Origin of the sequence: Streptomyces tibetensis, assembly GCF_040647715.1 — a bacterium.
Classification (GTDB): Bacteria; Actinomycetota; Actinomycetes; order Streptomycetales; family Streptomycetaceae; genus Streptomyces; species Streptomyces tibetensis_A.
The window spans coordinates 97828-110125 of sequence record NZ_JBEZCR010000015.1 but is presented as its reverse complement, the minus strand read 5'-3'; the positions used below and the strand labels follow the sequence as shown (position 1 = coordinate 110125).

Annotated in this window: 15 protein-coding genes and 1 tRNA gene; 12 read left to right on the top strand and 4 right to left on the bottom strand. The window is 68.7% G+C overall.

Annotated features, from left to right (window positions below; all coding sequences use genetic code 11):
• Positions 1 to 1545 precede the first annotated feature (1545 nt).
• From AB0B29_RS32725 to AB0B29_RS32715, 3 genes are read right to left on the bottom strand one after another with little or no spacing between them, the layout of a single operon-like run.
• Positions 1546 to 1926 carry a hypothetical protein gene (locus tag AB0B29_RS32725; protein ID WP_362245668.1) on the bottom strand — a complete coding sequence of 127 codons (381 nt, stop codon included), beginning with the start codon at positions 1924 to 1926 and terminating at the stop codon, positions 1546 to 1548.
• Positions 1926 to 2351, bottom strand: coding sequence for an ATP-binding protein (locus AB0B29_RS32720; protein WP_362245497.1), 426 nt, complete (start codon positions 2349 to 2351; stop codon positions 1926 to 1928). Before AB0B29_RS32720 ends, AB0B29_RS32725 begins: the two co-directional genes overlap by 1 nt.
• 46 nt (positions 2352 to 2397) lie before the next feature.
• On the bottom strand, positions 2398 to 2805 hold the full coding sequence (locus tag AB0B29_RS32715; protein ID WP_362245666.1) for an NUDIX hydrolase: 408 nt from the start codon (positions 2803 to 2805) through the stop codon (positions 2398 to 2400).
• A gap of 107 nt (positions 2806 to 2912) precedes the next feature.
• On the opposite strand from AB0B29_RS32715, the gene AB0B29_RS32710 reads away from it, so the two are divergent.
• From AB0B29_RS32710 to AB0B29_RS32665, 10 genes are all read left to right on the top strand, one after another.
• A complete protein-coding gene (locus tag AB0B29_RS32710) occupies positions 2913 to 3701 on the top strand; it encodes a GntR family transcriptional regulator (protein WP_020274970.1) in 789 nt (262 codons plus the stop codon).
• Between the two features lie 165 nt (positions 3702 to 3866).
• Complete coding sequence (locus AB0B29_RS32705) at positions 3867 to 4223, top strand: SCO3933 family regulatory protein (protein ID WP_362245495.1); 357 nt, start codon at positions 3867 to 3869, stop codon at positions 4221 to 4223.
• Positions 4223 to 5599 (top strand): FtsK/SpoIIIE domain-containing protein, encoded by a 1377-nt coding sequence (locus AB0B29_RS32700; protein ID WP_362245493.1) that lies wholly within the window; start codon positions 4223 to 4225, stop codon positions 5597 to 5599. The genes AB0B29_RS32705 and AB0B29_RS32700 overlap by 1 nt, the downstream gene beginning before the upstream one ends.
• An 83-nt stretch (positions 5600 to 5682) precedes the next feature.
• On the top strand, positions 5683 to 6351 hold the full coding sequence (locus tag AB0B29_RS32695; protein ID WP_362245491.1) for a DUF2637 domain-containing protein: 669 nt from the start codon (positions 5683 to 5685) through the stop codon (positions 6349 to 6351).
• A 10-nt stretch (positions 6352 to 6361) separates the two neighbouring features.
• Entirely contained in the window at positions 6362 to 6553 is a 192-nt protein-coding gene (locus AB0B29_RS32690; protein ID WP_362245489.1) for a mobile element transfer protein, read from the top strand.
• 14 nt (positions 6554 to 6567) lie between these two features.
• Complete coding sequence (locus tag AB0B29_RS32685; RefSeq protein ID WP_102910781.1) at positions 6568 to 6762, top strand: hypothetical protein; 195 nt, start codon at positions 6568 to 6570, stop codon at positions 6760 to 6762.
• Positions 6763 to 6787: 25 nt separating this feature from the next.
• Positions 6788 to 7027 (top strand): SpdD protein, encoded by a 240-nt coding sequence (locus AB0B29_RS32680; RefSeq protein ID WP_362245487.1) that lies wholly within the window; start codon positions 6788 to 6790, stop codon positions 7025 to 7027.
• Positions 7028 to 7166: 139 nt separating this feature from the next.
• Entirely contained in the window at positions 7167 to 8483 is a 1317-nt protein-coding gene (locus AB0B29_RS32675; RefSeq protein ID WP_362245664.1) for a replication initiator, read from the top strand.
• On the top strand, positions 8459 to 8653 hold the full coding sequence (locus AB0B29_RS32670; protein ID WP_033314625.1) for a helix-turn-helix transcriptional regulator: 195 nt from the start codon (positions 8459 to 8461) through the stop codon (positions 8651 to 8653). The genes AB0B29_RS32675 and AB0B29_RS32670 overlap by 25 nt, the downstream gene beginning before the upstream one ends.
• A complete protein-coding gene (locus AB0B29_RS32665; protein ID WP_362245485.1) occupies positions 8650 to 10056 on the top strand; it encodes a tyrosine-type recombinase/integrase in 1407 nt (468 codons plus the stop codon). Before AB0B29_RS32670 ends, AB0B29_RS32665 begins: the two co-directional genes overlap by 4 nt.
• A gap of 233 nt (positions 10057 to 10289) precedes the next feature.
• On the opposite strand, the gene AB0B29_RS32660 is transcribed toward AB0B29_RS32665, so the two are convergent.
• A tRNA-Arg gene (locus AB0B29_RS32660) sits at positions 10290 to 10361 on the bottom strand.
• 115 nt (positions 10362 to 10476) lie between these two features.
• Here AB0B29_RS32660 and AB0B29_RS32655 point away from each other — a divergent pair.
• Positions 10477 to 11013 carry a response regulator gene (locus AB0B29_RS32655; protein WP_362245483.1) on the top strand — a complete coding sequence of 179 codons (537 nt, stop codon included), beginning with the start codon at positions 10477 to 10479 and terminating at the stop codon, positions 11011 to 11013.
• A gap of 224 nt (positions 11014 to 11237) precedes the next feature.
• A complete protein-coding gene (gene nrtL / locus AB0B29_RS32650; RefSeq protein WP_362245481.1) occupies positions 11238 to 12284 on the top strand; it encodes an ArgS-related anticodon-binding protein NrtL in 1047 nt (348 codons plus the stop codon).
• Positions 12285 to 12298: the final 14 nt, after the last annotated feature.

The following is a 12298-nucleotide window of genomic DNA, read 5'->3' as shown; positions in this document are numbered from 1 at the left end:
GTCCAGATCAGATTGCGTAGGCGGGGGCGGGGTGCTGGTCCAGACATGGGAGTATGTGCCGGTCCGCCGCTTTGCAGATATGGCAGTCTTCGGCAAAGACCGAACAATTTGGATATCCAGCGCTTCGGAACACCTATTTGAGATTGCGCAGAGGGTGCCATTTCGGCTTCTGAAAGGCGCGCTACTGGTTCCGAGCCCCGATCACTAGGCGTATTTTTTGTGGTAGGTCCAACGCTAGGGTGTGGTTGCAGGTTAATCACTACCATTGACGGCCCTCGCTGAGCGCGTTTCGTGAAGGTGATCGCGCGCATGTAGTGCGGGCGGTGGAGCGGCTCTGGGCTGGAGTTTCAATGGGCGAGTCAAGCGCCGCGGTGTGCGACCAGTAGCCGAAGAATTGAAGGGGCGGGTCTCTGAACTGCGGCTGTGTAATCGATCGACGTTGCGACCTGGGACTTGGCTGTCGGTGGTCGTAGGCATTGGTCGTCGTTGAGCACCCTTCGACGGCCCCGCCACGGCCCCGAGTCGAGAAGGGCAAGGCACTCCCGCCGATCATCGAGCAGCGCAACGCGAGGCCCTGCACTACTGGTGAACGGGGTCGCTCGCTTGCCGCACATCAGCGTTGAGGGACTGCCGCACATGATCTACGAACACTCGCCGAGCACGTCGGTACAGCGCGGGAACATAGCTGCCAAGTACCATCCCGTCGTCGGTTGGCCACTCGACGTCTTCTTCGCTCTGAGAGCAGAGAAGATGCACGTCAGCAAAATGCGCAAGGCGCTCCACCAGCGGGATGACCGCCTCGGGTGCGTCTAATGTGACCAAGCTGGCGGCTTTGCCTAGAGCTGTGTGCGCGTCGTTCAGCCTGGTCTCTGCCTCCTCACGGGCTGGGGACCCTGGCGGAAGCGACGCACACCACGACATACCCACGGCGGCCTTCTCGAACCCGTCTGCTGCTGCGAGAAGATCCACGTAGGCCTGTCTCTGAGCAGTGCGACGTGCTTCGGCGTGTAGGGCACGAGCGGCTATCTTCGCCGCTTCTACTGCATTGTCCGCAGCGCGTCGGGCCGCTCTGGCCTGCAGATATGTCGCTGGAAGTCCCACAGCCGTGACCCCGGCTGCGACTGCGGCGGCTATCCCTCCAAGATCCATGCACCTCATCATGGTGGAAGCTCCGCTCGCTCACCGGGTATGTCGGGAATACAAGGTCGGCGGAGCGGCTTTGGGCTGGAGCTGCTTTGGCGCGAGTGATCATGGCCCCGTAAGCTTCCGGCGAGTCGGGCAGTCTGTGGACCTGCCCGTTAAAGCACGACGTTGGGGCCATGATCTTCGAGGCTCGCGCCAAAGTGGCTGCGTAAAGCCGTGGAGCCGACCGCCCCAGCCACGACGTATCCCTTCTCTGGCATCAGGCGGCTGATTGCTGTGCGCGCGGCACGGGCGCCGGCCGGGCTGGAGCGGGGCGGAGACAGGAGCGCAGGCCCGGCCGGGGGCCGGGCCGCGCGCGGGGAGCGAAGCGAACCGCCTTGAACCAGTAGAGAAAGTTGTAACTCAGTCTCTGGTGTGGGGCGTGAAGTCGTATGCGCAGGCTGGAAGTTCGATGCCTTGGCGGTGGAGCAGCGGTAGGAAACCCACTGGTCGGATCGTCCATGTGATGCGGGTGTTGGCGTGGGTCAGAGAGACCGTGCTGGGCTCCATGCGTAAGAGGGCTCGTCGCGTGTCGATGCGGCCGTCGTAGAGCCAGGCCCAGGCCTCGTCGGAGGCGTCCGGGTCGAGTGCTGGTGAGATGGTGCGCAGGGCGACCGCTACCCATCTGTCAGCCTGCGGTGCCGAGTAGGCGTCGAATGATGCCCGGAGTGCTGGCCACCCCGTCTCGTCGTTGACGTCTTGCGTCCAGCACTCGCACCAGAAGCCGCGCTGGGGCTTGTCCATCAGCACGGGTGTCCTCCCGGCTGGGCGTCCGTGAAGAGTTCCGCGGTGACGGTGTAGCCGCTGTGGCTGCCGTGGACGACGACCCGGTGTGCGATGACGCTGACCATGCCCAAGCCGCGGCCGTGTACCGCGTCCTCACTCGGCCGCTCGACCTTCGGGGCCGTGCCCATCCCTCCCTCGTCGGTGACCGACAGGGCGACCACCTTGGGTGAGACCGCGAGGGTCAGGTGGAAGCTGCCTTCCCCGCCGCTTGCCGTGTGGAGGATCGCGTTCGCGCTCAGCTCGCTCACGATCAGTTCGGCGTCGTCGGCCAGGGGAGATCCCCGCAGGATGTCCCGCGTCCAGCGACGTGCACGGCTGACCTCTTCCGGAAAACCTGGGCAAGTGAGTCCCCAGACCCGGGCGGTGCTCGTATACTCGTGCATACAAGTTCCTTCGTGCTGGTAGGCCGCCATGTGCAGCGGGTTCGGGCTAGACGAGTTTCACGCCGTCGTGGGCGCGGACGGCCGGCGGGGACACCGCGTCGAGTGCGTCCAGGACGCGGATCGCGTATGCCTCGTCGGCGAGTTCGATGACCTCTTCACGGGTGGCCCAGCGCAGTGCGCGGGTCTCGTCCCCGGTGGTGGGCGTGCCGTCGGCGGCCTCACAGCGGAAGACCATAGAGACGATCAAGCCCTTCATGTTCTTGTAGATCCCGGTCAGGGTCGCGGGAAGCGTGATCTTGATGCCGGTCTCTTCGAGAACTTCGCGCTGGAGGGCCTCGGGAATGGTCTCGTCGCGTTCGAGGACTCCGCCCGGGGGTTCCCAGTGGCCGTTGTCGCGGCGTTTGATCAAGAGGGCGCGGTCCTGGTCGTCGACGATGACTCCGGCGACGCTCACGGAGTGCGGACGTTCGGTGCTCACGTTCCTCTGCCCTCTCGGATGGCTAGGCTCTCCACCGTAGCAACAAAGCTCGCCCACTCGTCTAGATACCTAAAGGAGTACACGTGCCCTCTCTTTCCTCCGGCCTCCTCGGCGATCTCGACCCCACGAGCGATCGTGCGGTCTTCCGGCAGATCGCCGACCAGCTGCGCGAGGCCATCGACCGTGGGCGATTCAAGGAGGGCGAAAAGCTGCCCTCCGAGGCCGAACTAGTCGAGCATTACGGGGTTTCCCGTATGACGGTTCGAAACTCCTTCTCTGTTCTCCAGGGCGAGGGCCTGGTGCACGCCGAGCACGGCAAGGGCGTCTTCGTACGACCACGACCGCCTGTACGGCGGCTCGCCTCCGACCGGTTCGCCCGGCGCCACCGAGAGCAGGGGAAGTCCGCGTTCATCGTCGAGGCCGACGCCGCCGGCAGTCACCCGCAGGTGGACAGCCTGGAGGTCAAGGAAGAGAAGGCCAGCCAGGACGTCTCCACCCGGCTGGGGTCCGTGCGGCGAGTGCTCGCCCGGCGTCGCCGGTATCTGCTGGACGGGCGGCCGGTGGAGTTCGCCACCTCGTATCTGCCGCTCGACATCGCACGGGGCACACCGATCGCCGAGCCCAACCCTGGGCCCGGTGGCATCTACGCCCGGCTTGAGGAGCTGGGGCACCGCCTTGACCACTTCGAGGAAGAGATCCGTGCCCGGATGCCCTCGCCCGATGAGGTCCGCACGCTGCGGCTGGCCTCCGGTGTGCCGGTCATTCACCTGATCCGTACCGCGTTCGACCAGGAGGGGCGGGCCGTGGAGGTCTGCGACACGGTCATGGCGGCCGACGCGTACGTCCTGTCGTACCAGCTCCCGGCGACGTGAGCGCCTGACCGGTGGTGGTGCGCGGGGAAGCTTCTCCGAACTCGTACACCCCAACACGCTTACTCGTATAGACGAGTGGGCAAGTTGTGTGGCAAGGTGGTTGCCGTTCCCGGAGATCGGGTTCGAACGCCGCATCTTGTATAGACGAGTAGATGGGAAGAAGTCTTGCGCACCATCCGTGTAGAGACCTCCGCCGCGACGATCCTGCTGACCGAGGCGCCCGAGCCCAAGGTCCGCGACCGGCAGACCGGCGAGATCGCCAAGGACGCCACCAGCGGCGAGGCCCTGATGACGCTCGGCGTCGTCTACCTGGAAGACGGCGAGTCGTCACTGATCAAGGTCACCGTTCCGGAAAGCGGAGTGTCAGATGGGCTCACGCTCGGGGCTCCGGTCTCGCTTCCGGGTCTGGTGGCCCGGCCGTGGGAGAGCGTCTTCAACGGCCAGCAGCGCCACGGCATCGCCTACCGCGCCGCCGCCGTGACACCGGCCGCGTTCCCGGCCTCCACCGGGGCCGCTGCCTGATGACCGACCTGACGACACTCCTGGAGGTGGGTGGTCCTGTCGCCGCACTCGGCGGCGGGGCCGCCTACGCCCGGGCCAAGCATCCCGGGGTGTACTGGTCCACGGTCGGCCTGCCGATATCCACGGCCCGGCTCCTCAGCTCCTACGGCTCGGTCATGGAGGCCTGCGGCCTGACCGTGGCTCCGTCCCGGCTGCGGATGTTGGCGGTCAAGGCCACCACTCGCCGTGAAGTTCGTCCCGTACCGCCTCGTCGGGGCATCATCCGCCCCACCTCGACCGGGCTGCGGCTCCGTCTCCGGCTCGCTCCGGGACAGGAACCGGCTGATGTCGCCGCCTCGGCGGAACGGCTGCGGCACGCCTGGGGCGTTCACGCCGTGTACGTGACCACCGTCAAGCCTGGCGTGGTTGAGCTGCGGCTGGTCGGCTTCGACGTGCTGCGGCAAGTGCGGATGCCCCGCAAGGTGGACGCCAAGTTCCTTCAGGTGCCCGTGGCCCTGCGGGAGGACGCCATGCCGTTCATACGCGACTACCGGACCGTGCCCCACCAACTCACCCTCGGCGCAACGCTGTCAGGCAAGTCCATGTACCTGCGACACCTGATCGCCGGACTTGCCCCTCAGCCGGTCGCCCTGGTCGGGATCGACTGCAAGCGCGGTGTGGAGCTGGCGCCGTTCGCCTCCCGCCTCTCCGCGCTGGCGACCGATCCCGAGCAGGCTGCCGAGTTGCTGCCCGTGCTCGTGAAGGAAATGGAGGACCGATACGACCTGATCAAGGCCTGGCAAGGCATCGCCCCGAACACCCCGGCCGAGGAAATCACCTCCGACATCTGGGGACTGACCGAGTCCGAACGCCCCGTCCCGCTTGTGCTGTTCGTGGACGAGGTCGCCGAACTCTTCCTCGTCGCCACCAGGAAGGACGAGGAACGGCGCGACGAGATGGTCACCCAGCTCATCCGACTCGCCCAACTCGGCCGCGCGGCCGGCATCTACCTGGAGGTCTGCGGGCAACGCTTCGGCGCCGAGCTGGGCAAGGGCGCCACCATGCTGCGAGCCCAGCTGACCGGCCGCGTCTGCCACCGCGTCAACGACGAAGCCTCCGCGAAGATGGCGCTCGGCGACATCGCACCCGAAGCGGTCATGGCCGCATGCGCCATCGCCCCCGAACGGCCCGGCCTCGCCGTAGCAGGTGACACCTCCGGCGGCTGGTCACGCATCCGGACGCCGTACCTGTCCCTCGGAGACGCCGCCGAGACCTGCCGCGAATACGCGCACCAAGTGCCGGACCTGCCCGTACTCAAGCCCTTCCAGCCCGAGGTGACGGTACGGCCGGTTGAATCCCCGGCCCCGGTCATCGAACCTCGCCCGGCAACCGGCTGACCTCCTCACCAACCCCGGTCGGCGTGACCGTCTTACGCCAAGTCCCTACCCCCCGCATGCCTGAATCCGGAAGGAGCCGCATCATGCGCGCCCAACTGGCCCGCGTTGACGCGGTGCTCATCCAAGCCGTCATCGCCGCAGCGCTGTCCTTCGCCCACCTGCACGACATCGCCTCGGCGGCCGGGCAGGACGGATGGAAAGCCTGGGCCTACCCGATCAGCGTCGACCTGCTGCTCGTCGCCGCCTGGCGCCGACTGCGGTCCGGGGAAGCCAAAGCGGCCGGGTGGTGCTGGTTCGTCATCGCGCTCGCCGCCTCACTCGGAGCCAACGTCGCCACCGCCGGCCTCCTCGACATGAACCACGTCCCGGCCTGGCTGCGCATCGTCGTCGCGGGCTGGCCCGCAGTTGCCTTCCTCGGCGGCACGCTCCTCGCGCATTCCGCACCGACAACCTTCGACCAGGCCGCCGACCCCGACGAGGACAACGAGGTCCACGACCGCGTGGAGGCAGCAGGACCACGTCCCGAGTCGCCTGCACACCCGGCGGCCGAACAAGCCCCGCCCCACTCGGCCGACGAGCAGGAGCCGCCCGAGCGTCCCGCCTTGCCCGTACCGGCCGCCCTGGTCGCCCACGCCCGCAAGGTCGCCGCCGAGCACCACACCCGCACCGGAACACCCATCGACACCCCGACCCTCCGAGCCCGCCTCGGAGTCCCCGCACCCATGGCCGAAGCAATCGCCCCCCACCTCTGAAGGAGACCTCGTGACCGCCAACCGCCGCTTCCGCAACGTCGTCCGCATCGGCCCCGTCCGGGTCGGCACGTACTACGACGGCCGGGGCCAGGAGAAGCACACCGCCGCCTGCACTGCGCCTCGCTGCGGCTTCTCCACCGACTACGACGGCCGCCCGGCCGCTGAGCTCGCCGCCCGCACCCACCGCTGCCCTGTGCGCTGAAAGGACCCTCGCCCGTGACCGTCAGCCTGCCGCTTGTCGTCGTCCTCGGCTTCTTCGCTTGGGGAGCAGTGAGGTTCCTCGGCGTCCGCGTCTGGATCGTCGTCCTGATCGCCCTGTTCGGCTTCTGGCTCTCCCGCACCTTCCTCGCACCCGCCATCGAGTCCGGCACCCGCTCCGGCGTGACCGTCATAAACGGCTCACACGCCTAGACGAGTAGATAAGGAGACCAGGCCCGTGTTCCTCCCGAAGTACCCCGACAGCCCGACCCCGCCGCCCGCGCACACCCCGACCGAGCCGTCACCCGTCCGGCGTTCGCTCCCGTCGGTCTCCATCGATCAGAAGACCGTCGTGGCCCTGGTCGTCGGCGGGGTCGTCCTCACCGCGCTCTTGGCGGCCGTCGCCGTCACGGCCATCTCCGTTGCCGTGGCCGCCGTCGTCCTGCGCTCCATGCTCCGCGACCACCACCGCCGCTGAACCGCGCTGGCCTCCGGGGCGGCGGCACACGACCAAGCATTTCGCCGCCCCGGGGCCTTTCCTCCCGACCGCGCCAGTTAGAAGGGGAATCGCCATCTTCACCCGCGCCACTCCGGCACCTCTCCCGGAACTCGCGAACCTGGCCGCGCAGGGCACGCTGCCGGGTATCCTCCGCCAACTCTCCGGACTCGGCGGCTGCACTCACCCGATCCGCCTCGACGGCCACCGCATCGAGTACGACGTCGACACCACGACCGGCGAGATCGGCAACGTTCTCCACCGCCTCGACTCGTCCAGCCTCCCGGCCGGACAGCTCCTCGTCCGCTGCAACAACCGCCGCACGACCCGCTGCGCGGCCTGCGCCGAGGTCTACCGTCGCGACACCTTCCACCTGATCACCTCCGGCCTGCGCGGCGGTAAGGGCACCCCCGAGCACGTAGCCGCCCACCCGCGCGTGTTCGCCACCTTTACCGCGCCGAGCTTCGGTCCGGTCCACAACCGCCCTTCCAGCGGGCGACCCTGCCGCTGCGGCACCCACCACGACCAGGACGACGACGTACTCGGCACCGCGCTCGACCCGGACACCTACGACTACGAAGCCGCCGTGCTCTGGAACGCCCACGCCGGTCCCCTCTGGCGGCGCTTCTCCACCTACGTGCGCCGGGAGGTGGCCAAGCGCGCCGGCCTCTCCCAGCGGCGCTTTCGCGAGCACACCCGGGTGAGCTTCGCCAAGGTCGCCGAGTACCAGAAGCGCGGCGCGGTCCACTTCCACGCGGTCATTCGCATCGACGGCCCCAGCGGCGGCGACACTCCGCCTCCGGCCTGGGCAACCGCCGAGCTGCTCACGGACGCCATCCGTGCTGCGGCCGCCAAGGTCCGAGTGGACGGCCCGACCATCGACGGCCGCACCCACACCTTCACCTTCGGCCGCCAACTCGACGTCCGCACAATCCGCTCCGCCGACTTCAACGACGGCCAGGAGCTCACCGAACGAGCCGTCGCCGCCTACATCGCCAAGTACGCCACCAAGGGCGCCGAGACCGCGACAGGAGCTCTCGACCGCCCACTCAAGTTCGCCGCCGAACTCGCCCAGCTCGACATCAGCGACCACGCCCGCCGCCTGATCCGCACCGCCTGGTTCCTCGGTGCCCGCAAGGACCTCGAACACCTCCGTCTGCGCGCCTGGGCTCACATGCTCGGCTTCCGCGGCCACTTCTCCACCAAGTCCCGCCGCTACTCCACCACCCTCGGCGCCCTCCGCGACGCCCGCGCCGAATGGCGCCGCGCCCAAGCCGCGGCAGCCAACGGCCCCGAGCCCGAGACGACGTACGTCCTCGCGCACTGGGTCTTCGCCGGTACCGGTCTGTCCGACGCCGAAGCCTGGCTGGCCGCATCTCTCGAACCCGCCCCCGGAACGGAAGGAGAGCCGACATGGACCGTCGGCGAGACGAGCTGATGACTGTCCCGCAGATCCTCGCCGAGCTCGGCGGAGTGTCCCGGCGAACCTTCTACCGCTGGCGCGAGCTGGGGCAGGCTCCGGAAGCGATCAAGCTTCCGAATGGTGAGCTCCGCGTCTGGCGCAGCGACTTCGACGCGTGGCTCCACGGGCTCGCGGAGGCGGCGTGAAGTTGCATGACGTGCGGGTGTGGGGCATCCGCAAGCGGCCGTACAAGACGCCGTCGTATGACGTGCGATGGAAGGTCGGCGATGCCCCGCCGTTCTCTGAGACCTTTCGGACGAAGGCACTCGCCGACAACTTCCGGGCCAAGCTCCTTCGAGCTGCGCAGAAGGGCGAGGCATTCGACACGGAAACCGGTCTGCCGGACTCCATGGCACCCGCTAAAGCGTCTCGCACCTGGTACGACTTTGCGCGGGCGTACGTCGCTATGAAGTGGCCGCACGCGGCTCCGAACTCCCGCGACAGCTTGAACGAGACGATGACGCTCGTCACGACTCAGCTGCTGGGTGATCGGCTTGGGCGTCCGGCTGACGACGTCTTGCGCCGTGCGTTGCGGGGCTGGGCCTTCGTCGTCCAAGCCTCGGACGAGGAAGCTCCGCCGGTCGACATCGCGAACGCTCTTCGCTGGGTGGCCAAGGCCTCGCTGCCGTTGGCGACGCTCAAGAATCCGGCAGACATCCGCCGCGTCCTCGACTCGCTCAAGCTCAAGCTGTCCGGCGCTCCAGCAGCCGCCGAGACGGTACGGCGCAAGCGCGCGGTCCTCTTCAACGCCCTAGCGTACGCGGTCGAACTGGGGGAGCTCCCGGAGAACCCGGTCACGCTCGTGAAGTGGAAGCCGCCGAAGGTGACCAAGGAAGTCGACCGCCGGGTCGTGGTGAACCCTCGGCAGGCACGCGAACTCCTGGCCGCCGTCTCTTACGTCGGCGGCTACCGCAGAGCCCGTGGGCGGCGCATGGTCGCGCTCTTCGCCTGCATGTACTTCGGTGGGCTTCGGCCGGCGGAAGCTGTGGCGCTGCGCCGTCCGGACTGCACGTTGCCGGAGACCGGATGGGGTTCGCTGATCCTGGAGAAGACCCGCCCGACCGTTGGGAAGCGCTGGACCGGGACCGGGGAGGTTCACGACAACCGCGGCCTCAAGAATCGCCCCGCGAGCGAAACGCGCATCGTCCCTATCCCGCCTCGTCTCGTCCGCATGCTCCTCGCCCACATCGAGGAGTTCGGCACCGCCGAGGACGGGCGGCTGTTCGCCAACGAACGTGGGGGAGTGGTCGCCTCCACTACGTACTGGCGCGTCTGGGACGAGGCTCGGCACTTGGCGCTCACGCCGGAACAGGTGGCTTCGCCGCTGGCCGCTCGGCCGTACGACCTGAGGCACGCCGCGCTCTCCTCCTGGCTCAATGCCGGCGTCGACCCAACCGAGGTTGCGGAGCGTGCGGGCAACAGCGTCGAAGTGCTGCTAAGCCGGTACGCAAAGTGCCTCGATGGTCGCCAGGACATCGCCAACCGTCGAATCGCCGAGCTGCTCGGTGAGGACGACGGCCAGGAGGACGAGCCCGGCGACGGGACCTGATCCCGACACACCTCCGACGCGCGCACCTGCGGCATGATGGCCCCTGGACTATGGTCCGGGGGCCTCAGCGTTTTTCGGGCCTGACCTGCGGATTCCTACCCCGTAGCCAGTCCACGGATAGTCCACGGCACCCGACATACAGCCGCTCCGAGCGGCACACGCCTGCACATACGCGAAGACCCCGCACTCAGCGTTTCCGCTGATGACGGGGTCTTTGGGCACCTAATACAGGGTGCCCCCGGCAGGATTCGAACCTGCGCACACGGCTCCGGAGGCCGTTGCTCTATCCCCTGAGCTACGGGGGCGTGTTCGTCGCGTTGCTCGCGGCGACGGGTAGAACACTACCAGCTCCCTCGGGGTGGTCATGAACGGGTTTCCGCTGTCGGGGCGGGGGGTGCGGGTCGCTCGTGCGGGGTGGAAGTGGGGAAAACCCGGACGCGATGGCCGGGGCCGACCTACTCTCGAGTTGTGCCAGGCGCGTCGGGTCGGGTGCTTGTTGTGGACGACAACAAGGTCATCCGGCAGTTGATCAGGGTCAACCTCGAGCTTGAGGGGCTGGAGGTCGTGACCGCGGCTGATGGTGCCGAGTGTCTCGATATCGTGCATCAGGTGCGGCCCGATGTCGTGACCCTCGACGTCGTCATGCCCCGGCTCGACGGGTTGCGGACCGCCGCTCGCCTCCGGGCCGACCCGCGGACCCGGGACACGCCCCTCGCCATCGTCAGCGCCTGCGGCCATCACGAGATCGAGGCCGGACTCGAAGTGGGCGTCGACGCCTTCCTCGCCAAACCCTTTGAGCCCGCCGAACTGGTCCGCGTGGTGCGCCAGTTGATGGAGCGAGCCCGGGGCGGGGGTCGGCAGCGCGGCGGTGGGCCCGACGCCGACGGCGGTGGTGCCCCAGTGGAGGAACCGGTGAGGGGCCAGGAGCGGGAAGTGGATCTCCCCGCCGTGCCGTAGGCGTGCCCAGGCAAGCAATGCCCAGGCGAGTGTGCCTAGAGGGGTGCTGCCGGCGCGCGTCCTGCCCACAGGGCAGCATCCACCGGCTCCTGAACCAACAGCACCCCTCCACCAACGCAGAACGCCTCCCAGCCTCCCCCCTCCACTCAAACCCGCGTCCACATCCCGGACCGGACGGAAAACCGGCTCGCATACCCACCCCCTCCCTCCCATACGCTTGTCCCGTGACCCCCGCCGAGCTCTCCCGCACCGTGCTGCACGCCGTGCGCCGTGCCGTCGACGAGGGTGAGCTCAGCGTGGCCGTGCCGGAGCGGGCCGTGGTCGCTCCGCCGGGGCCCGGGGGCTGTGGCGACTACGCCAGCAACATCGCCCTCCAGCTGGCCCGCGCGGCAGGGCGGCCGCCGCGGGACGTGGCCGAGGTCCTGCGCGCGCGGCTCCTCGACGAGCAGCGGTTCGCCGACGTCGTGGTCACCGGGCCCGGCTTCCTCAACGTCAGCCTGCACAGCACCGCCTCCGGTGGCCTGGTCGAGGAGATCCTGCGGCGCGGGCGGCGCTATGGGCACACGACGAGCGGGTTCAGCGGGACCACCCTCAAGATCTACTGCCGGGCAGAAGTGCGTGCCGTCGTGGTCGCGGACGTCGTCGCCCGTCTGGCGCGCAGCCAGGGGGACGTCGTCCGTGTCTCGTGCACCGGCCGGACCGCTCCGGAGTGGAAGTCCGTCCTCGGGGCGGACATCACCACCCGGGGGCCGCGGGTCCTGACCACCCGGTCCGTCACCGTCGACCCCGCCCCCGCCCGCCTGGACCCGCTGCCCCTCGGCCGGGACGCCGCCCGCTGGGCCCTGCTGCACCCCGCCGCCCATGACCGCCCCAAGATCCCCGGCGACCACCTCGTCCAGCGGGAGAGCAACCCGCTCTTCCGCGTCCGGTACGCACACGCCCGCACCCGGGCCCTCCTGCGCAACGCGGCCGACCTCGGCTTCCACCCCGAGCCGGGTCCCGTGAGCGCAGCGGAAGCGTTGACCGCCGTACTCGGCGACCACCCCCGCGTCCTCGCCACCAGCGCCACGCAGTACACCCCCGACCGCCTGGCCCGGCACCTCGTCACCGTCGCCGATGCCGCGCTGCCGCTGTTCGCCGCCGTGCTGCCCCGTGGCGAGGAGAAACCCTCGGCCGCCCATCGCGCCCGGCTCGCGCTCGCCGAAGCCGCCGGGACGGTGCTGGCCGGCGGCCTGTCCCTGCTCGGCATCGACGCACCCGACCATCTCTGAGAGACACGAACACA